Annotated in this window: 19 protein-coding genes; 9 read left to right on the top strand and 10 right to left on the bottom strand. The window is 63.4% G+C overall.

Annotated elements, in window-relative coordinates:
* Positions 1–13: 13 nt before the first annotated feature.
* Together BH93_RS00235 and BH93_RS00240 are read right to left on the bottom strand one after the other, a co-directional pair.
* Positions 14–271, bottom strand: coding sequence for a DUF3297 family protein (locus BH93_RS00235; protein ID WP_037175029.1), 258 nt, complete (start codon positions 269–271; stop codon positions 14–16).
* Positions 272–434: 163 nt separating this feature from the next.
* Complete coding sequence (locus BH93_RS00240) at positions 435–665, bottom strand: hypothetical protein (RefSeq protein WP_155291038.1); 231 nt, start codon at positions 663–665, stop codon at positions 435–437.
* A gap of 162 nt (positions 666–827) precedes the next feature.
* On the opposite strand from BH93_RS00240, the gene BH93_RS00245 reads away from it, so the two are divergent.
* Positions 828–1,364 (top strand): hypothetical protein, encoded by a 537-nt coding sequence (locus BH93_RS00245; protein ID WP_037175027.1) that lies wholly within the window; start codon positions 828–830, stop codon positions 1,362–1,364.
* On the opposite strand, the gene dnaB is transcribed toward BH93_RS00245, so the two are convergent.
* From dnaB to rpsF, 6 genes are all read right to left on the bottom strand, one after another.
* Positions 1,361–3,907 (bottom strand): replicative DNA helicase, encoded by a 2,547-nt coding sequence (gene dnaB / locus BH93_RS00250; RefSeq protein WP_371832110.1) that lies wholly within the window; start codon positions 3,905–3,907, stop codon positions 1,361–1,363. The genes BH93_RS00245 and dnaB overlap by 4 nt on opposite strands.
* 619 nt (positions 3,908–4,526) lie before the next feature.
* Positions 4,527–6,806: a SulP family inorganic anion transporter gene (locus BH93_RS00255; protein WP_037175024.1), complete on the bottom strand. Its 2,280-nt coding sequence runs from the start codon at positions 6,804–6,806 to the stop codon at positions 4,527–4,529.
* A 228-nt stretch (positions 6,807–7,034) separates the two neighbouring features.
* On the bottom strand, positions 7,035–7,490 hold the full coding sequence (gene rplI, locus BH93_RS00260) for a 50S ribosomal protein L9 (RefSeq protein WP_032378698.1): 456 nt from the start codon (positions 7,488–7,490) through the stop codon (positions 7,035–7,037).
* Positions 7,491–7,505: 15 nt separating this feature from the next.
* Positions 7,506–7,748 (bottom strand): 30S ribosomal protein S18, encoded by a 243-nt coding sequence (rpsR, locus tag BH93_RS00265; protein ID WP_008711381.1) that lies wholly within the window; start codon positions 7,746–7,748, stop codon positions 7,506–7,508.
* A gap of 42 nt (positions 7,749–7,790) precedes the next feature.
* Positions 7,791–8,342 carry a single-stranded DNA-binding protein gene (locus BH93_RS00270; RefSeq protein WP_032378699.1) on the bottom strand — a complete coding sequence of 184 codons (552 nt, stop codon included), beginning with the start codon at positions 8,340–8,342 and terminating at the stop codon, positions 7,791–7,793.
* 57 nt (positions 8,343–8,399) lie between these two features.
* Positions 8,400–8,687, bottom strand: a complete 288-nt coding sequence (gene rpsF, locus BH93_RS00275; RefSeq protein WP_008711385.1) for a 30S ribosomal protein S6 — start codon at positions 8,685–8,687, stop codon at positions 8,400–8,402.
* Positions 8,688–8,848: 161 nt separating this feature from the next.
* Here rpsF and BH93_RS00280 point away from each other — a divergent pair, with 161 nt between their 5' ends.
* From BH93_RS00280 to BH93_RS00290, 4 genes are all read left to right on the top strand, one after another.
* Positions 8,849–10,252, top strand: a complete 1,404-nt coding sequence (locus tag BH93_RS00280) for a glycosyltransferase family 87 protein (protein ID WP_080739126.1) — start codon at positions 8,849–8,851, stop codon at positions 10,250–10,252.
* 21 nt (positions 10,253–10,273) lie between these two features.
* Positions 10,274–10,972, top strand: a complete 699-nt coding sequence (locus tag BH93_RS00285; protein WP_052065296.1) for a response regulator transcription factor — start codon at positions 10,274–10,276, stop codon at positions 10,970–10,972.
* A gap of 83 nt (positions 10,973–11,055) precedes the next feature.
* Entirely contained in the window at positions 11,056–11,178 is a 123-nt protein-coding gene (locus BH93_RS28105) for a hypothetical protein (protein ID WP_277950838.1), read from the top strand.
* Positions 11,179–11,305: 127 nt separating this feature from the next.
* Entirely contained in the window at positions 11,306–11,671 is a 366-nt protein-coding gene (locus tag BH93_RS00290; RefSeq protein WP_032378701.1) for a helix-turn-helix transcriptional regulator, read from the top strand.
* A 33-nt stretch (positions 11,672–11,704) separates the two neighbouring features.
* Here BH93_RS00290 and BH93_RS00295 read toward each other — a convergent pair whose 3' ends face one another.
* Together BH93_RS00295 and BH93_RS00300 are read right to left on the bottom strand one after the other, a co-directional pair.
* A complete protein-coding gene (locus tag BH93_RS00295) occupies positions 11,705–12,802 on the bottom strand; it encodes a DUF475 domain-containing protein (protein WP_037152033.1) in 1,098 nt (365 codons plus the stop codon).
* A gap of 160 nt (positions 12,803–12,962) precedes the next feature.
* The gene (locus BH93_RS00300) at positions 12,963–13,538 is read right to left on the bottom strand and encodes a TerD family protein (RefSeq protein ID WP_027495074.1); all 576 of its coding nucleotides are present in this window, start codon (positions 13,536–13,538) and stop codon (positions 12,963–12,965) included.
* A 220-nt stretch (positions 13,539–13,758) separates the two neighbouring features.
* Between BH93_RS00300 and BH93_RS00305 the strand changes: the two genes are divergently transcribed.
* Genes BH93_RS00305 through BH93_RS00320 form a run of 4 tightly spaced genes read left to right on the top strand, consistent with a single transcriptional unit; the run spans position 13,759 to position 19,146 of the window.
* Positions 13,759–14,844: a hypothetical protein gene (locus BH93_RS00305; RefSeq protein WP_037175244.1), complete on the top strand. Its 1,086-nt coding sequence runs from the start codon at positions 13,759–13,761 to the stop codon at positions 14,842–14,844.
* Between the two features lie 23 nt (positions 14,845–14,867).
* Positions 14,868–16,016, top strand: a complete 1,149-nt coding sequence (locus BH93_RS00310) for an HpcH/HpaI aldolase/citrate lyase family protein (RefSeq protein ID WP_037175242.1) — start codon at positions 14,868–14,870, stop codon at positions 16,014–16,016.
* Positions 16,013–18,346, top strand: a complete 2,334-nt coding sequence (locus BH93_RS00315) for a phosphoribosyltransferase (RefSeq protein ID WP_080739125.1) — start codon at positions 16,013–16,015, stop codon at positions 18,344–18,346. Before BH93_RS00310 ends, BH93_RS00315 begins: the two co-directional genes overlap by 4 nt.
* Positions 18,343–19,146 carry a hypothetical protein gene (locus tag BH93_RS00320; protein ID WP_037175021.1) on the top strand — a complete coding sequence of 268 codons (804 nt, stop codon included), beginning with the start codon at positions 18,343–18,345 and terminating at the stop codon, positions 19,144–19,146. The genes BH93_RS00315 and BH93_RS00320 overlap by 4 nt, the downstream gene beginning before the upstream one ends.
* The last annotated feature ends 30 nt before the right edge of the window (positions 19,147–19,176 follow it).

Here is a 19,176-nt window from a genome sequence, read left to right on the forward strand (position 1 = left end):
CGGGCGAAGCCCGTTATTTCGCGTCGCGGAAGTACGGTTCGACCGTGCCCTTGAGCTTGACGAGCATGGGATTTCCGTAGCGATCCTTCGCGGTCGGGACTTCGACGCGCACCCATCCCTCGGTCACGTTGTATTCGCGAATACTCGTCTTCTCGACGCCGTTGAAGCGAATACCCACGTCACGGCGAAGGACCTCTTCGTTGTAGAAGGTGCTGCGCGGATCGATGGAGAGATGGTTCGGCGGAACGTCTGTGTTCTGGTCCTCGGACATGATTACTTTCGTCGATTGCTGCGTTGGGTGCTCGGTTCGATTCTCAGCGAGAATACGCGACCCAGAGTTGGACCAGCGCCGTTGGTGTTGGTTCTCGACCTCAGAGATGCTGTCCGCGCAGGCGCACAGAGCGAGAGTGGTTCTCGGACAGTGCAAGCTCAGGTCAGCCGAAAAGTGCGGCGGGGGTGCTGCAACCGACACTTCCCATGACCGTGCAGTGGCCCGGCAGGAAGATTCGAATGATGTCGTCGACCTGCTCGATGGGGATACCCGACGATCCGAACGTCGGTGGCGTCGGGTCGCTGGGAGCAGCCGATGCGGAGGGGGCTGCGCTCAGCATCGCCAAAGCGACGAAGCTGGATACGACCAGGGTGCGCACGCGGTTCGATTTCATGTTCGGCCTCTCGTCGGATCGGTGACGTCACCATAAACCGAACGATAGGTTTGTTCAACCCCTGTTCGCACGCAAGCGAAGGCTGATCGCTGCCGGTGTTTCACCGGACGGTGGGGATGAAGACCGTTGACGGCCGACGCCGGTCGAGCGAGACTCGGGTTCATGGATCTCGAGCACCTCGTCGTCGCCGTCGGCGACCTCGTTGTCGGACGAGGCACACTGGTGGCGGACCCCGATTGTTCGCTGTTCATCGAACCCGATACTCCCGGTCGGGCGCCGGAATCCTCCAGTGTGGCGCGGCTGCCGTTGATCGGCTCCGATCTCGATACCTCCTCGGCCGGCAACCTGGTAGCCATTCGCGGAACCTTGCGGGCGGACGGAATTCATCTGCGCGACATAAGGATCGTCGAGGCGACTCCGTTTCCCGGCGCGCCCACACTGAGAATTCCTGGACCACTACGCACGAACTGGACTCGCGCAGACGTGCTCGACACAGTCGAACATGACATGCCGGCAGGAAACGAACTGTTGGCCGGTAGCGGCGGGACAAGGAATCCTGACGGGTCGGACACGTTCACACTCTTCTTCCTCTACATCGACGACGCGGCCGCCGCTTGGCTGCGCCGTCCGCACCCCGGCCCGATCGATGTGTGGACCGCACTGACCAAAGATCTGTGGCCGACCGGCCGATCCGACTAGCCCCGCGCCATGTCCACGAATCTCGACAGGTGAAGCTGGTGCGCCACAGTGATTGTCGCGGTCGGGCCGTTACGGTGCTTGCCGAGGATCAAGTCGGCCTCACCGCCACGGGGGTCGTCGCGCTCGATCGCATCGGGGCGGTGTAGCAGAATCACCATGTCGGCGTCCTGCTCCAGTGAGCCGGACTCACGGAGGTCGGAGACCATCGGCTTCTTGTCGGTTCGCTGCTCGGGACCACGGTTGAGTTGGCAGACCGCGACCACCGGGCATTCGAGTTCCTTGGCGAGAAGCTTGAGCTGACGGGAGAAGTCCGAGACCTCCTGCTGACGGGATTCGACCTTCTTGCCGGACGACATCAGCTGAAGGTAGTCCACCACAATGAGTTTCAGGCCGTTGCGCTGCTTGAGGCGACGCGCCTTCGCGCGGATCTCCATCATCGTCAGGTTCGGAGAATCGTCGACGAACAGTGGCGCTTCGCTGATCTCGCTCATTCGCCGGGCCAGCTTGGTCCAGTCGTCGTCGGTCATCTTTCCGGAGCGCATGTCACCGAGCTTGATCTTCGCCTCGGCGGACAACAGTCGCATGACGATCTCGGTGCGGCTCATTTCCAGGGAGAAAATGACACTGGGCATGCCGTGCTTGATGGAGCACGAACGCATGAAATCCATTGAGAGCGTAGAGTTATGGGTCGGGATCATCGACTCGCTGGCGAGATACAGATGCTCCGCGTTGTCGACCTCCACACAGCGAACCGGAACGGAATCGACTCGGCGAACGTCGACGATGAACCGCGAACCCGACCGCACAGTGGATCCGGCAGCGCGACGCTCTTTGTGCAGAATCTGTTTCCGGTGCAGACCGAACACGACATCGTCTGTCGCAAACGTCAGAGTGAATGCCGTGGACGATGCCTCGCTCCGCCCGTGGACACTCTTGGTCGTCATCTGCACGCGGTAGCCCAAACTGACGATCAGCTCGCGCACCCCGAGAACGAGCCGCTCACTGGTGACCGCGAATTGAACCGAGCCGCCCCCGGTGACCGTGCCGTCTGTGTCGAGCAGACCCGCCAACAACGCACGTCGTTGGGCCTCGGAACCGCGGAGGTAGTCGGCGGGTACGTGCTTGTCACCCAGTACGCCGATCGTCCGTAGACGCGCCTGCACGGTTCCGATCGAGTTGCGGCATGCCTGGCAGCGGTGCAGACCTGTCGTCACCTTGCCGCAGTCGATGCAGGTCGGTGCCGCGACCGGAGCGGACATGAAACGCGCTTTACCGCCGCACGATTGGCCGCAGGTTCGGACATTGAGTGGAAACGGAACGAACTGCTTGCCGCAGACGACACAGTCCTTCGCCTCTACGACCTCGGCGGGAAGCTTGATCGAGTATCGGAGTTCGGCTTTCTCCGACGCCACCACGTGCAGGCCTTCGCCCTCTATCCGGGCAATGATCTCGGGGTCGGCGCTGGTGATCTGCGCGCAGGCCGACGTTCCATCTCCCAGCCACGCGCCCATGGTGTACGGCGGCACCAGAAGCTCACGCTCCGGCAGCTGAACGGCCTCGGTGTTGGTGACCGAGTGATTGATGCGTGCATCCTTCGTCGCACAACGGACGGTGTTCGCGATTTCCTCGGTGGTGCGCACGGCAGCGAACGTCTTCTGATTTCGAGTCCGGTTGTAGTTGACCGCCGCAGCCTGCGCCGACTTACGTGACGCCCTGGTCTCCGTCAACCACTGATGCTCTGCATCCGCCACGATGACTGTGCCGTCGGAGAATTCGACTTCGTAGCACGGCCGATCGAGCATGACGTCCGTGGCGGCCACAACCCTGGTCGGCATTCCATGGGCATCGATGAGGTGGTCACCCACAGCCACTTCGCCCATCGTGGTCCAGCCGTCGGGCGTGGGAAGTGGCGTGTCGAGAGCAAGCGCCTTACCCACACCAGGCCTCGCCGCCACGATGATCATCTGACCCGGGTGAAGGCCGTTGGTGATTTCGTCGAGTTCGGCGAATCCTGTTGGTACACCGAGGGATATACCGCCACGGCTGGCGATGGAGTCGATTTCGTCCATCGTGGGCTGCAGCAGCTCTTCGAGGGGTAGGAAGTCCTCGGAGGTGCGGCGTTCGGTGACCTCGTACACCTCGGCCTGCGCGCGGTCGACGACCTCGGCCACGTCCTGGCCATCGGCTCCGGCGTAGCCGAACTGCACGATGCGGGTGCCGGCCTGTACGAGGCGGCGCAGAATCGACTTCTCGGCGACGATCTCGGCGTAGTACCCGGCGTTGGCCGCCGTGGGCGTCGTCTGGGTCAGCGTGATCAGGTACGGCGGACCGCCGATGCGCTTGAGCTCCCCGCGTCGATCCAGCTCGGCCGAGACGGTCACCGGGTCGGCGGGCTCGCCGCGGCTGTAGAGATCGAGAATCGCGTCGTAGACGTTCTGGTGAGCCGGCCGATAGAAATCACCCGGCCGAAGCACCTCGAGCACGTCGGCAATGGCGTCCTTGCTCAGCAACATCCCGCCCAGGACGGACTGCTCTGCGGCCATGTCCTGCGGGGGTTGGCGACCGAAATCCTCACCGGGGCCCTCGCTGGAGGAGGAGCCGGAGTAGTCGGACTGTCCTCGATCGTCCACAACTGCCACGCGAACCGGCCGTCCTCTCCCCAATAGTCGTCAACACCGCCGAATACCACCCGGCCGTGCGCTCCAGCAAGTTCTACCCCCGGGCACCGACAGGTACTGATCGACACCGGATTCACGCCGTCTCGTCGCCTTTGCGCGGCATCGAGAGAGACGCTGCACGGACGTTAAGCGCTATCGGCAGTAGTCACAACACAGCCTGTGCATGAAGCTGTGGACGAAATGTGGATGAGCTTGAACAACAGTGTTGACCACCTGGGGATAACCTGGGTATAACTTTCACAGTTTCGACGGTTCAGCCTGGTCGAAGGGTGTACATAAAGTTTTCTTCCTGTGCATTGATTCTGGATCGGCGTGTCGTCCGAATTGACAGCTCGGGCGTGTTGAGTAAATGCCAGGTGAACCCCAGGGTGAACTAAGTCACACGGGCTGGGAATGATCACAGAAACAAACCATCAGCCCGTTTCAGCAGAAGAGGCCCGATTCCAGGCTTGGAATCGGGCCCCTCTTCGCCGCTGATCAGATGTCAGACATGGCTCTTCTGTGGGCAGTCGGCCGGATCCAGCACCGTGACCTCCTTGGTACCGATCTGGAGCACCCGGGCCGTCGGAATGTCGAAGAACAGCCCGGTGATGTGCAGGCGTCCCTCGGCGTTGGCGCGGCCGACCACTCGGTGACGAGTGAGCGTCTGCAACTGCACGGCCACGTTCACCATGGCGAGTTGATCCGCTTCGCCGAAACCGAGCTCTGCGGCCTGACGACCCACCACGTGCCCGCTGCGGTACGCGTCCAAGCTCGCCACCGCGTGACCCAGCCATTCCGCCACGGACTCGTCGGCGGCATTCTCCGGCCCACTCAGCACCGCCTTCATGGCACCGCAGCCCGAGTGTCCGCACACCACCACCGACGAAGTACCCAGCTGATCCACACCGAACGCCAGCGCGGCCTCCACCGAGCAATCCTGACCCTTCGCGGGAACGAGGTTGCCCATGTTCCGGACCGTGAACAGATCACCCGACCCGCTACTGGTGATCGTGTTCGGCATGACACGCGAATCCACACAGCAGAGAAAGAGCGTGTCCGGATCCTGGCTGTCGGTCAACCCCTCGAGGTGGGGACGGATGTTGGGTGCATGGGTGCGGTGGTATTCGGCCACTCCGCTCATCACAGCCCGGAGCGCCACAGGCGAATCCTCCTGCGCATCATCGCTCTTGAGCTGCCAGGCGCGCCACGGAGCCAACGAACTGCGTACCGTCGCAGACCCACGCTTGGGTGGACCCTGGGCGGCGGCAGCCATCGACGCCGTGCCCACTTCCTCGACTTTCGCTGTGCCACCGCCGAGTTCGTGCTGACGCACCCACTCGTTCAACGCGTCGTGGACGGCGTGGTCCAGGAAGTCGACCCCCAAGCGCACGGTGACGTCTGTTCCCGCAGGGACGGTGGACAGCACGTGCGTCAGTCTCGGGAGCGCAAGAAAGCTCAACGAACCCTCGATGGTGACGCGCCAGGTACCGTCGACCGTCTCCTCCGCGCGGACGTTTGCCCACACCACACGGCGCAGCACGAGAATGATCGACAGTGCCAACCCGATGAGGACGCCCTCGAGCAGGTTGAGTGCCACCACGCCGACGACGGTGACCGCGTAGACCGCGATGTCGCCGGTCTTGTTCGCAATCTTGATGTCTGCCAACTTGATCAGCTGCACGCCGATCATCACCAGCAATCCGGCAAGGGCAGCGAAGGGAACCAGTTCGACGATCGAAATGAACAGTACCGAGAAGATCAAGATCCATACGCCGTGCAGAATCGCCGACGCACGAGACTTGGCACCGACCTTGACGTTCGTGGCACTGCGCACGATGACGCCGGTGATCGGCAGACCGCCGATGGCACCCGAGGCCATGTTGCCCGCACCCTGTGCCATCAATTCTCGGTCGAAGTTGGTGCGCTCACCACTGTGCATCTTGTCGACGGCAACCGCGGAGAGCAGGCTCTCGACGCTGGCGATCAGCGCAATGGTGATCACGCCGGTGACAAACGCGCTCCACTGCCCGTCGGGCATGATCGGGAAGCTCAGCGATTCGATCAGGTTGCCCGGCAATTCGATTCGCTCGACGTCCAGGGAGAAGAAGATCGAGACCGCAGTAGCAGTGACCACTGCGACCAGTGCGGCCGGCACCTTCGTCAACTTGGCCATCACACCCGACACACTCGCCAAGCGCGGCCAGGCGAACATGAGCACGACAACGATTCCACCGACGATGATCGACGGCCATTGACCGTTCGCGACGGACGTGGGAATCGCGAGGATATTCTGCACGGCCGAGCTCTCGGACTCACCGCCGAGGAGGACGTGAATCTGCTGCAGCGCAATGGTTATGCCGATTCCGGCGAGCATGGCATGTACCACCACCGGCGAGATCGCCAGAGCGCTACGCGCAATTCGGCTCATTCCCAACAGGATCTGCACAGCACCGGCAAGAACCGTGATAGCGCACGTTATGCCCCAGCCGAATTGGTTGACCAACTCGGCAACCACCACCGTCAGACCCGCGGCGGGACCGCTGACCTGCAACGGTGATCCACCGAGGATGCCCGCGAGAATGCCGCCGACCACTGCGGCGATGAGGCCGGCCATGATCGGGGCGCCGGATGCGACGGCGATGCCGATCGAAAGTGGCACTGCCACAAGGAAAACGACCAGGGAGGCCGGGAGGTCGTACTTCGTTATCGACCCGATCCGAGACGGTGGCTCGGATCGGGTCTTCGGGCTGGGTTCTGAGTCGTGCTCTGCTGTCGTTGTCACGGCAGGTCCTCCGGGCGTCTAGGCGTCAGGTCGGTCGATCGTGTTCCGGCGTCGAATGTCGCCCCCACGTAAAGGCTACGCAAACCTTGGCTAAAGATGTCATCGAGAGAGATGCTTCACAAATTGGAACCCATTGCGACAGTTGATCTTTGTGAGAAGACACGAAAAAGCCCCACGAACCGTGGTTCGCGGGGCTTTTCTGAAGCCGTACTGGGCCGAAAGCCGAAATCAGCTTCCCACGACCTCCAGCTTGAACTTGGCGGTCACGTCGGGGTGCAGGTTCACGACGATGTCGTGCTTGCCCGTGCTCTTGACGTGTGCCTTCGGCAGATCGATGCTGCGCTTGTCGACAACCGGGCCACCGGCAGCCTTGAGCGCGGAAGCGACGTCCGACGCGGTGACCGAGCCGAACAGCTTGCCCGAGTCGCCCGCGGTCTTGACGGACAGCGTGACGGCCTCGAGGCCTTCGATGGCCTGCTTGAGCTCGTTGGCATGCTCGAGTCCGCGGACGGCACGAGCTTCCTGAGCGCGGCGGATGCCGTCGACCTGCTTCTGAGCTCCACGGGTGGCCTGAATGGCCAGTCCGCGGGGCAGCAGGAAGTTACGGCCGTAGCCGTCCTTGACCTCTACGGTGTCGCCAGGCGCACCGAGGTTGTCCACATCAGCGGTGAGGATCAGTTTCATACCAATCGCCCCTTTCTATCGAGCCGTCGCGGCGTAAGGCAGCAGTGCTACCTCACGCGAATTCTTCACGGCAACGGCCACGTCACGCTGATGCTGGACGCAGTTGCCGGTGACACGGCGAGCACGGATCTTTCCGCGATCGCTGACGTACTTACGCAGCAACGTCGTGTCCTTGTAATCGATCGACGCGTTCTTCTCCTTGCAGAAGGAACACGCTTTCTTCTTGAGCACCTTGTCGCGCAATGGCGGTTTGGGCATGGGTCTTTCTCCGTTACATCTGGTTGTTCTCGATCGAAGGATCTAGAACGGTGGCTCTTCGTCTCCGCCACGTCCGCCGAAGGAGCCCGATGCCGCTGGAGCACTGCCCCAGGGATCGTCTCCGCCGGAACCGGAATTGGACGAGGAGTTCGAGCGGCCGCCGCTCGATCCGCCGGAGGAACCGGAGCCGGAGCCGGAGTTGAAGCCGCCTCCGCCGCCACCTCCACCGCGGTTGGCCTTGTTGACCTTTGCGGTGGCGTAGCGGAGTGAAGGTCCGATCTCGTCGACTTCGAGCTCGACGACTGTCCGCTTCTCACCCTCACGCGTTTCGTACGAACGCTGCCGCAACCGTCCGCTCACGATCACTCGCGAGCCTCGGGTCAAGCTCTCGGCAACGTTCTCCGCTGCCTCGCGCCAGATGTTGCAGCGCATGAAGAGCGCGTCGCCGTCTTTCCACTCGTTCGTCTGACGATCGAATGTGCGCGGCGTGGATGCAACCGTGAAGTTGGCAACCGCCGCACCGGCGGGGGTGAATCGAAGTTCTGGATCAGCCGTCAAGTTTCCGATGACGGTGATGACGGTCTCGCCTGCCATGGTTCCTCTTTCAGTAGTAAGCGTTGTAGATGCCAGCCTAGAGGCGGGCAACGACAATTACTTGCCCTGTCGCAGGACCTTCGTACGCAACACGGACTCGTTGAGTCCGAGCTGACGATCCAGCTCGCTGACGGTGGCAGGCTCGGCGTTGAGGTTCACAACGGCGTAGATGCCCTCGGCGTGCTTGAGGATTTCGTAGGCCAGACGACGCTTGCCCCACACATCGACCTTGTCGACGGTGCCGCCATCCTTGCGAACGACGTTGAGGAACGTATCGAGCGACGGAGCGACAGTGCGCTCGTCCAGATTGGGGTCGAGAATGACCATCAATTCGTAATGACGCATAAGACCTCATCACCTCCTGTGGACTAGTGAAAACGGCCACGGACTATCCGTGGCAGGAGGGTCGTTGCGTCAGCAACCCCTCGAAGATACACGACAGGGCGCTGACCTGCTAATTCCTGCGGGGCGTACGGGCCGACGTTCGCGCGTCATAGTCTTGCGTCATGCGATCCGGGGTCCGCGCCAATCCGATGACGGTCGTCGTGGTCGTCACGATGGCTGCACTCGGACTGATTCTCGGATATCTCAACAAGGCCCGCTGCGCGGTCGCGCCGTTCGACACGTCGGGTCGCAGCACGATGTTCGACGCGATCAAGGATTCCTCGGTCTGCTACTCCGACATTCAGTTTCTCTGGCTCGGTCGCGATATCGACAATCACATCTTCCCGTACATCCACGGGGCCATCACCAGCGACGGAATCCTCACCGGGGGAACGGTGGAGTACCCCGTTCTCAGCGGCCTGCTGATGTGGCTGGGTGCCATTCCCGCGCATACCGACGCGCAGTTTCTGCTGACGTCGGCCTTGATTCTGGCGCCCTTCGGTCTGGTCACCGCGTGGATGCTCGGCAGGATGGCCGGCTGGTCGGCACTGCTGTGGTCGATCGGCCCGCCGCTGGTGATGTACGCCTTCCACAACTGGGAACTGCCCGTCGTCGCCGCCGCCGTCGGCGCAATTTTCGTCATGACGTTGCCGATGCCACTGCGACGGCGAGCAGTTCTCGCGTCGGTGCTGTTGGCGATCGGCTTCTGCCTCAAGCTCTATCCCGGTGCATTCGTGCTGCCCCTGATCGCGTACGTGGTCACCGGCGGAATTCATGGGCGCGAGTCCGCCGACACAGTCGAAGGCCGCTGGGACATCCGCGGCGGTCTGATGGTCGCCGGTGCCGCGATCGGCACCGTGATCGCAGTGAATCTGCCGTTCGCAGTGTTGGGCTACGAGGGGTGGCGCGCGTCGTTCACGTTCCAGTCGCTGCGGCAGGCGGACCTGACGACCAACTCCATCTGGTACTGGGGATTGCGCCACTTCTACATCAGCGACCAGATGACTCCCGATGCCTACGCCGAGGCCGAGGCGACTTTCCAGGACGTGGTGGACGTCGCGTCGCCGCTACTGGTGTTCGTCGCCTTCGCTCTCGCACTCTGGCTGGGCTGGCGTCGCGCAAAGGTGGACGGTACCTATCCGTGGGTCGCAGTCAGTGGATCGATGCTGTGCGGATTCATGCTGCTGCACAAGGTGCACTCGCCGCAGTACACGCTGTGGCTGCTGCCGTTCCTGGTTCTGCTTCGGGTTCCGTGGGGACTCGTCGGCGCATATCTGCTCGTCGATCTGTCGATGGGAATCGGCGTCTTCAAGTATTTCGCTGCGCTCGCCTCGGGTGCCGACGCCGAGAACGAGGAGTTCTTCGTCCTCGTCGGGGTGTGGGGCCGAGCACTGTTGTTACTGGTGTTCTTCGTGCTGTTCATCCGGGCTCGGATGCGCGTACCTTTCCCGGGCGAAACCGACCAGTCGTCTGTAATATCCCCCCGACCAGCAACGATATCGCTGACGACATCACCGGGGCAGTAGTACCTAGGGCGGGGCGGGGACATGACACAGGTGTCGAATTCTCAGGGGGACGCGAGCGAGCAGGGGTCCGACGTACGACGCGTCGGTCTGGTCGAGGACCACGAATCGGTGGCTCTCGGCCTTCAGGCGATGCTTGCGGACGAACCCGACCTCGAATTGGTGTCCATCGCCGCCACCGTGGGCGAACTGCTCGAACAGCGGCAGACACTCGATCTGGTGGTTCTCGACCTTCGGCTGGGTGACGGTTCGTCCCCTCGCTCGAACGTGGAGCAACTGCACGCCGCCGGTGCCCGCGTACTGGTCTACACCGGGGCCGAGAACGCATTTCTGGTGCGCTCGGCTGCCCGCGCCGGCGTACTGGGTGTGGTGCGCAAGTCGGCACCCGCGGCTGCGATCGTCTCGGCGATCAGGCGCGCCGCGAGCGGCGGTCAAGTGGTCACGACGGATTGGGCCGCCGCAATCGACGGTGATCCGCAGCTACCCGATGTCGGTCTCAGTCCCCGCCAGCGCGAGGTACTCGCGCTGTATGCGTCGGGGGAGAAGGCGGCCCGAGTAGCCAGTCTCGCCGGACTGTCCGAGCAGACCGTCAACGACTACCTCGTCCGCATCCGGAACAAGTACGCCGAGGCCGGGCGTCCGGCACCGACAAAAACCGACCTGTACAAGCGAGCGGTCGAAGACGGTTGGTTGCCGATGCCCGAATTACCACTACGGGATTGATGCCGGCTGTGCTTCATCCCACAATTTCGGAGCGGGTGAGCGTCGCCGTTTCCACTGCCCTTCGGGGTGCGGAGGGAGGAGTGGTGACCGCTCGAATCCTGCCTCCCGGGCGCGGGAAGATCGCGTCCATACTGGTCAGCGACTCGCGAGAGGATCTGCGAATCGAGCTCGACGCCGCTGGACGCGAGTCTGTCGTACTGCCGTGAGACGCTGCCGCGACGGTTGACGTTTCAATGCCCCTGAAAATCAGGGCAGAAAACCTGAGCATTACCTGTGAGAATCGTCCACATTGGTTTAGTCGGTCTCAACCACTTCGGCGTCCGGGAGATTTTGATGTCTGCACTGCTCGAACCCTTGCCCTCCGCGAACGACTCGGCAATCCCGACGACGCGAGGTGCACGGGGTCCCATCAGCCTGGTTCCACCGGCGATGCAGATACACCCCGTCCCGGTGCCTGCGAGCCCGTTCCCGCCGCGGCCCGACCTCACCGGCCGTGAGATCGAGGTGCTTCTCTGCTGGATTCGACACGACTCGAAGACCGAGGTTGCGAAAGCTCTGTTTCTCTCACTCGGCACCGTCAACACCCACCTCACCCGCATCCGGGCCAAGTACACCTCGGTCGGACGACCGGCCCCGACCAAGGCAGGCCTGGTGGCACGGGCCCTCCAGGACGGACTGGTGGATATCTCGGAGCTGTGACCCGGCGTATCCAGACCACAGCGGACCCGCAGATCAGACGCTGACCGAGGTCTCCACGCCTTCCTTCTCGAGGCGCTTGTTGCGTCGGATACTGCTCAGCAGAGCAGCTCCGATGAACAGGATGCCCACGAAGCCGGTGATCAGCTCGTTGATGTGTATGCCGATGGACACCAGCAGAATGACCGACAACGCGCCGATCGCCCAGTGTGCGCCGTGCTCCAGGTACACGTAGTCGGACAACGTGCCCTTGCGCACCAGGAACACCGTGATCGAGCGGACGAACATCGCGCCGATGAAGCCGAGGCCGAGCGCAATGATGATCGGGTCCGCAGTGATAGCGAAGGCACCGATGACGCCGTCGAACGAGAACGAGGCGTCGAGCACTTCGAGGTAGAGGAACAGGAAGAAGCCGGCCTTACCCGTCGCCTTTGCCAGTTCGCTGGGTCCACCCGACGACTCTTCGCCCTCTTCTTCGACGTGGAACAGCTCGCCGAGACCGTTCACCGCGATGTACGTGATCATGCCGAGCACGCCGGAGACCATGACCGTGGAGATCTTGTCGTCGTCGGCGAGGAATTCAGCGCTCAGGACCAACAGCAGGCCCGCGACGACAACGGAGAGCTGATCGAGGCGACCGATTCGGGCGAGCGGCTTCTCCAACCAGCTCAGCCAGGTGATCTCGCGATCCTCGAAAATGAAGCCGAGGAAGAGCATCAGCAGGAACATCCCGCCGAACGCTGCGATCTGCGGGTGCGCGTCGGTGAGCAACGTTTCGTAGCTGGGTCGGCCGTCGTCGAAGTACGCCGCGTCGTTCGGCGGCGGGTTCAGCGCGAGGTCGATCGCGGCCACCGGACCGAGACCGGAGGCAGCCCAGACGATGACCAACGGGAAGAGCAGCCGCATACCGAACACGGCAATGACGATGCCGATGGTGAGGAAGATCTTCTGCCAGAACTCACTCATCCGTCGCAGCACGGTGGCGTTGATGACGGCGTTGTCGAAGGACAGGGACACCTCGAGCACGCCGAGGATGAGGACGAGGATCATCGCCTCGATCCCGCCGTAGAGGAAGGCCACGATGACGGAGACGATGGTGACCGCGATCGACCATCCGAAGATCTTCACAACCACAGGTGTGGCCCTTCTGGCTAGGAGCGGAGCCGGCGGAGTGACCCGCCAGCTCAGGAGCGGAGCCGGCAGGAGCGACCGGTCGGGGCAGACGAATACGGAAAAACCCCCGCCCATCATGAACGATGAAGCGGGGGTATCCCCAATCTTGGGAGAGTCTTGACTAGACGTTTACTCCGAAGTCACGGGCGATGCCTGCGAGGCCGGATGCGTAGCCCTGACCGACTGCGCGGAACTTCCACTCCGCGCCGTTGCGGTACAGCTCACCGAAGACCATGGCGGTCTCGGTGGAGGCATCCTCGCTGAGGTCGTAGCGAGCGAGCTCGGAGTTGTCGGCCTGGTTGATGACGCGGATGAACGCGTTGCGCACCTGACCGAACGACTGCGAGCGTGCGTCCGCATCGTAGATCGAGACGGGAAAGGTGATGGTCTCGATCTCCGGCGGCACAGCGGCGAGATCGACCTTGATCTGCTCGTCGTCTCCGTCGCCCTCACCCGTGGTGTTGTCGCCGGTGTGTTCGATGGAGCCGTCGGGAGACTTCAAGTTGTTGAAGAACACGAAGTGTCCGTCGCTGAGGGCCTTCTTCGTCGAGTTCAGCGCGATGGCGCTGGCATCGAGATCGAAGTCGGTACCGGTCGTCGTGCGGATGTCCCACCCGAGTCCGACCACGACTGCCGTGAGGTTCGGAGCTGCTTTGGTGAGCGAGACATTGCCACCCTTGCTGAGGCTGACGCCCATGGAGAGGTCCTTTCGCAAATGGTTTCCCGTTACGGGTACAACCGTAGTGGGAATGTCCGGTTCTTGGACGTACTCCGCCAACGACTGCGACATCGCCAGGGTTCCCGTCAGTACTATCGAGCAGGTGACAAGTCGCTGGCCTGGGGTGTTCCGTAGAGGAGCCGAATCCGACGCCTCCGCGCGCCGATCCCAGGACAACGCCGTCGCCGCCTTCCTCGATATGGACAAGCGTCAGTCCATCGCGTCGGCAGGCGTCGAGGCCTCCACCGCCTTGCGCCCCGAGGACAGACTCGCAGCCCGATGGGCCGACACCGAGAAGCAGTGCTTCGACGCCGGGGCCGCCTACCTCACCGCAACCGATCAATTCGACGGAATCACCACTGCTGCCGCCAGATCGGCCTTCGACAACGCGACCCGACTACTGCACGATGCCAGCGCGGCAGTCGACCGGTTCTACGACGCCCATCGCGGCACCCTCGAGCAGGCCTCCGCCCAATTCGCGGCCACACCGCGCCTGGTGCACGACGCACTGACCGAGGCCGATGCCGCCCGAGCCACCGTCGACGAGCAGTACGCCGGGTACCCGTCGCTGCGTCTGGCTTGGCGCGAACTCGATTCGGCAACAACGCAATTGCAGAGCAATCAGCACGATCCGCTGCGCGCACGCGAGAGCGCCGCACAGATGCGCGAACGAGCCGCAGCTCTACGCGCGGCAGTGGAGTCGGCCCCAGGACGACTTCAGGAGGCCAGGACCGCACTGTCCTCGGTACGCACTCGAATCGAAGCCGTCCGAACGCGATCGGAGGGCATCGCCCCCGCCTTCTCCAGCCTGCTTCGCGAGTTCAATGCCAAGAGCTCGGCTGATCTTTCGCGCAACGAACGGTCGAGTGCGCGACACATCGAGCAGGCGGACGAGGATCTGCGCGCGGCGCGTTCGGCGCTCGACGCAGGCAATCCCGAGCAGTCGCTGGATCTGGTGACCCAGGCGCGCCAACACCTGAGCGATGCCGAACATCTGGTCGACGCGGTGACCGACCGAGTTCGTCTGCTGCGCGCGGTGAAGGCCGACCCGAAAGAGACCGAGAACAAAGTGCGGTTCAAACTTCGTGACGCTCAACAACTCGCGATCAATCGTGGCCTGGTTGCCGAATGGGGCTCGGTGTTGGATGCTCAGCTCGCCCGGATCGACAGGGCGAGCACAGCGCTGACGGGTACCCATCCCGACTACTGGTCATATCTGCAGGATCTGGATACCATTTCGGACTTCATCGCAGGCGTGATCGAACGCATGCGCAGCTCGCACTGATCACATTCACACGAAGGACAGTGGTGCAACACTTTCGCCATCTCGACGCAGACACCCGTGCACGAGTGTTCTTCCGGCAGCCGGAAGACATCGAGACGAGCGACGGAAACGACGTCGTGGCAACAGCTCTCGGAGCCACGCTGTACATCCCGGCGACACGCCCCGACCTGACCGCGACGGTGAACAAACGCACCGACGAGGGCGTGCGGTCCATCGTCATCGATCTCGAAGACGCTGTCGCAGATCATGATCTGGAAGAGGCTTTGGCCAACGCCATCCGAACTCTGAACGAACTCTCGGGGTCGAGTTCGCTCGTGTTCGTCCGGGCGCGCACCCCCGAGCACATCCGGACCATCTGCGCCGGCCTCACCCAGGGCGCGGGCGGGCTCGCCGGATTCGTCGTGCCGAAGTTCACTGCGGCACGCGGAGCCGAGTTCCTCGACGAGATCGTCGCGGCGTCGCGGTTGCACGGCACCCGCCTGTTCGCGATGCCCGTCCTCGAATCGCCGGAGGTGGTACACCGCGAGACTCGAGACGCAGAACTCGTTGCCATCCGTGAGCTACTCGGGACCTACCGCGACACGGTGCTGGCCGTGCGCATCGGAGCCACCGACATGTGCGGCACCTTCGGCATCCGACGCGACCGCGACCTGACGATCTACGACGTCCGCGTCGTCGCCGACGTCATCAGCGCGATCGTCAACCACCTGGGCCGCTACGACGGGTCCGGCTACGTCATCACCGGCCCGGTATGGGAGTACTTCGCAGACCACGAACGCATGTTCCGTCCGTTGCTGCGTCAGACACCCTTCGTCGACCAGGACGCCGTCCGCTTCCGCCAGCAACTGGTCAGCAGCGACCTCGACGCGCTCCTGCGCGAGGTTGCTCTCGACCGGGCCAACGGAATCCAGGGCAAGACCGTCATTCATCCGTCGCACGTCCCCGCCGTTCACGCCTTGTCCGCGGTGACGCACGAGGAATATCACGATGCACTCGACATCCTCTCGTCCGACCAGGGTGGCGTGCAGGCGTCCGGCTACCGGAACAAGATGAACGAACTGGGCCCACACCGCAATTGGGCGAAGCAAACCGTACTGCGCGCCAAGGCGTTCGGTGTCACCAACGAAGGAATCACGTTCGTGGACCTACTGACCGCGCTGGCACAACGATGAACCAGAATCCGGCCGATGGCATCGCCCTGACCGATACCGGCTCGTCGTCGTCCTGGGCTGCCACACAGTTGGTTCGACCCGGTCTACGGCGCAACCCACGACGTGCCCACTTGCTGGTCTCGACCGTGCTCGGCAAGCACATCCCCGTCGATCCCGACGTCGTCGTCTCGGCCGGCGAGGAACTGGCAGCTCTCGTCGCCGCTGCAGTGGACGGGTCCGATGTCGATGTGCTCGGATTCGCCGAGACTGCAACGGGATTGGGGCACACCGTCGCGGCTGCCCTGGGCGCACACTGCTACCTGCATTCGACTCGGCGCACCGTTCCCGGGATGACCGTGCACGGTGAGTTCGAGGAGGGGCATTCGCACGCCACCGACCACCTGCTGATGCCGACATCGCCCGATCTTCTCGACGGCGAGCTGCCGTTGATTCTGGTGGACGACGAGATCTCGACCGGAGCGACGGCGCTGGATGCGTTGCGACAGATTCATTCCTCGGCCGGACGCAGGCACTACGTCATCGCATCCCTGGTCGACATGCGTACCGCCGAACATCTCGCTGCAGCCTCGGCGGTGGCTACCGTGCTCGGCATCCGGATCGACAACGTGAGCCTCGCTCAGGGATCGGTGGAGCTCGCCCCTGGATTGGTGGAGACGGTGCTTGCCCTCCCCGATCCAGTATTCAATCCCGTTGCTGCACAGCCTGGTTCGGTGCACCGGGTCGACGCGCAGTGGCCGGCGACACTTCCCGAAGGCGGGCGGCACGGGTTTCTGCGATCCGACGCGGCTGGTTTCGACATCGCGATCGACGCACTTGCGGCCACCGTCGATGCTGCGCTGATCGAATCGACAGCGGTGGTGGTGATCGGCCACGAGGAGCTGATGTACCTGCCTCTCCGGCTGGCGGCCGCGCTACAGAAGCGGGGACACGCAGCGCTGTTCCAGACCACCACCCGGTCGCCGGCATACGTTCTCGACCTGCCCGGGTATCCGCTGCGCCGCGGCTTCGAATTCGCTGCTCCCGAGGACGAATCGGGACTCCGCTACCTCTACAACGCATCGGCACCGGACGACGCGACGTTGATACTGGTTGCCGACGCCCCCGCAGACACGGACGCCCTGACGGCCGCGGCCGAGACTCTCGCCGCGTCGGGCGCCGATGTCGTATTCGTCGTCCTCACGGGTGCGGACCCGGTAGCGCTCGAGATCGCTCGGCGGGCGCGACCGCTTCGAGGACCCGAATTCGGTTCGTACGCACCAGAAGAAGTCACCTGGCTGCTCAAGGACCTCTCGTCGGTCTCGTTGGAAGCCGAAGTCAACGAGCGCGAGAAGGCGATTCAGGCCGGCACGGCACATTACGCCGAGTCGCTTCCGGTCGAATACCAGCCGGATCTCGCCTACCGTGAACTGTTCGAGAAGGTGTTGCAGGAGAGCGCATCACGCCTGGCCGTCGCCGTCGGTACCGTCACCGAGGTCGTCCTGGCCGAGCGCGGTCACGACATCGCCCTCGCATCACTCGCTCGCGCGGGGACACCCGTCGGAATCCTGATGCGTCGCTGGGCATTCGCTGCTCACGGCATCGAGATTCCGCACTACGCCGTCTCGATCGTGCGCGATCGAGGCATCGACGCCGTGGCGCTGCGCTACCTCGCCGACCACCACGACCCGCGCTTGGTGGTGTTCGTCGACGGCTGGACGGGCAAGGGTGCGATCGCCCGCGAACTCACCGCCGCACTCCGCGACTTTCCCGGAGCCGAGTTCGACGACGACCTCGCCGTGCTCGCCGATCCGGGCAACTGTGCACGCACCTACGGCACCCGCGACGACTTCCTCATCGCCTCGGCCTGCTTGAACTCGACTGTCTCGGGGCTGGTTTCACGGACCGTGCTCAACGACGAACTGATTCGGCCCGGTGACTTCCACGGGGCGAAGTACTACGCCGATCTAGCGCCCGACGACGTCTCACGCCACCTGCTCGACACCGTCGCTGCGCGTTTCGACGACGTCCGGGACGAGGTCGATGCCTCGGTGGCAACAGTGCTCGGCTCCGACCGAACACCCAACTGGTCCGGCTGGGCATCGGTGGAGAAGGTACGTGCGGAGTACGGGATCTCGCACGTCAATTTCGTCAAACCCGGCGTCGGCGAAACCACTCGGGTGCTGTTACGTCGTGTCCCGTGGCGGATACTGGTGCGCGACGCCGATGCGCCTGAGCACGAACACATCCGGATGCTCGCTGCGGCCAGGGGAGTCCCGGTGGACGTCGTCCCCGACCTCGCCTATTCGTGCATGGGACTGATCAAGAACGTCTCCACCGAGGACGCGTCGTGAGCGCTCTGGTTGCCGTGGACCTCGACCGCACGATGATCTTCTCCGAGGGGGCACTCGGGGTTCCACTGGACGACGCTTTCCAATGCGTGGAGGTGTACGAGGGAAAACCGTTGTCGTACATGAGCGCTCGGTCCATCTCGCTGCTGCGCGAGTTGAGCGAGAGTGTTGTGGTCGTGCCGACCACGACTCGCACCATCGAGCAGTTCCACCGGATCGCACTCCCGGGAGCCCCGTGGAGGTACGCCATCACCAGCAACGGCGGCAACATTCTCGTCGGCGGCGAGCCGGACATGCACTGGCGCAACGGATTCGAGTTGGATCTGGCCGGAATCGGAGCCGAGTTGAGATCGCGGGTGTCCGATGATTGGGTACTGAAGTACCGCGAGGCCGACGGGCTGTTCTGCTATCTCGTCGTAGACACGAAGGCTGTACCGGAGGACTTCGTCGCAGAGTGGTCGCAGTGGTGCGCCGCGCGGGACTGGAACGTCTCGCAGCAGGGGCGCAAGATCTACACGATGCCCAACGCGGTGTGCAAGAGCTCCGCGGTGGCCGAGGTTCGTTCCAGGCTGATTCAGGACGGCACCCTCGACGCCGATGCCCGGGTCTTCGCCGCCGGTGACGGCGCACTCGACGCGGAGATGCTCATCGCCGCCGACGCCGCGATCCGTCCGCGGCACGGCGAACTGGAGCTGCTCGGTTTCACCCGCCCCGGGCTGACGGTCACCGATTCTTCCGGCGTCCGGGCCAGCGAGGAGATTCTCGAGTGGCTACGGAACCGAACTGCCGTGCGCCGCGTCTAACTGGTCGTCGGGGGGACAGACGTAGGGCAA

Source organism: Rhodococcoides fascians A25f (assembly GCF_000760935.2).
In the GTDB taxonomy this organism is placed as follows: Bacteria; Actinomycetota; Actinomycetes; order Mycobacteriales; family Mycobacteriaceae; genus Rhodococcoides.

Bases quoted from the DNA above. Each gene is read 5' to 3' on its own strand.
- BH93_RS00240 (WP_155291038.1), bottom strand. From the start codon at position 665: ATGAAATCGAACCGCGTGCGCACCCTGGTCGTATCCAGCTTCGTCGCT.
- BH93_RS00270 (WP_032378699.1), bottom strand. From the start codon at position 8,342: ATGGCAGGCGAGACCGTCATCACCGTCATCGGAAACTTGACGGCTGAT.
- rplI (WP_032378698.1), bottom strand. From the start codon at position 7,490: ATGAAACTGATCCTCACCGCTGATGTGGACAACCTCGGTGCGCCTGGC.
- dnaB (WP_371832110.1), bottom strand. From the start codon at position 3,907: ATGGCCGCAGAGCAGTCCGTCCTGGGCGGGATGTTGCTGAGCAAGGAC.
- BH93_RS00285 (WP_052065296.1), top strand. From the start codon at position 10,274: ATGACACAGGTGTCGAATTCTCAGGGGGACGCGAGCGAGCAGGGGTCC.
- BH93_RS00290 (WP_032378701.1), top strand. From the start codon at position 11,306: ATGTCTGCACTGCTCGAACCCTTGCCCTCCGCGAACGACTCGGCAATC.
- BH93_RS00280 (WP_080739126.1), top strand. From the start codon at position 8,849: ATGCGATCCGGGGTCCGCGCCAATCCGATGACGGTCGTCGTGGTCGTC.
- BH93_RS00315 (WP_080739125.1), top strand. From the start codon at position 16,013: ATGAACCAGAATCCGGCCGATGGCATCGCCCTGACCGATACCGGCTCG.
- BH93_RS00305 (WP_037175244.1), top strand. From the start codon at position 13,759: ATGGACAAGCGTCAGTCCATCGCGTCGGCAGGCGTCGAGGCCTCCACC.
- BH93_RS00235 (WP_037175029.1), bottom strand. From the start codon at position 271: ATGTCCGAGGACCAGAACACAGACGTTCCGCCGAACCATCTCTCCATC.
- rpsF (WP_008711385.1), bottom strand. From the start codon at position 8,687: ATGCGTCATTACGAATTGATGGTCATTCTCGACCCCAATCTGGACGAG.
- BH93_RS00245 (WP_037175027.1), top strand. From the start codon at position 828: ATGGATCTCGAGCACCTCGTCGTCGCCGTCGGCGACCTCGTTGTCGGA.
- BH93_RS00300 (WP_027495074.1), bottom strand. From the start codon at position 13,538: ATGGGCGTCAGCCTCAGCAAGGGTGGCAATGTCTCGCTCACCAAAGCA.
- rpsR (WP_008711381.1), bottom strand. From the start codon at position 7,748: ATGCCCAAACCGCCATTGCGCGACAAGGTGCTCAAGAAGAAAGCGTGT.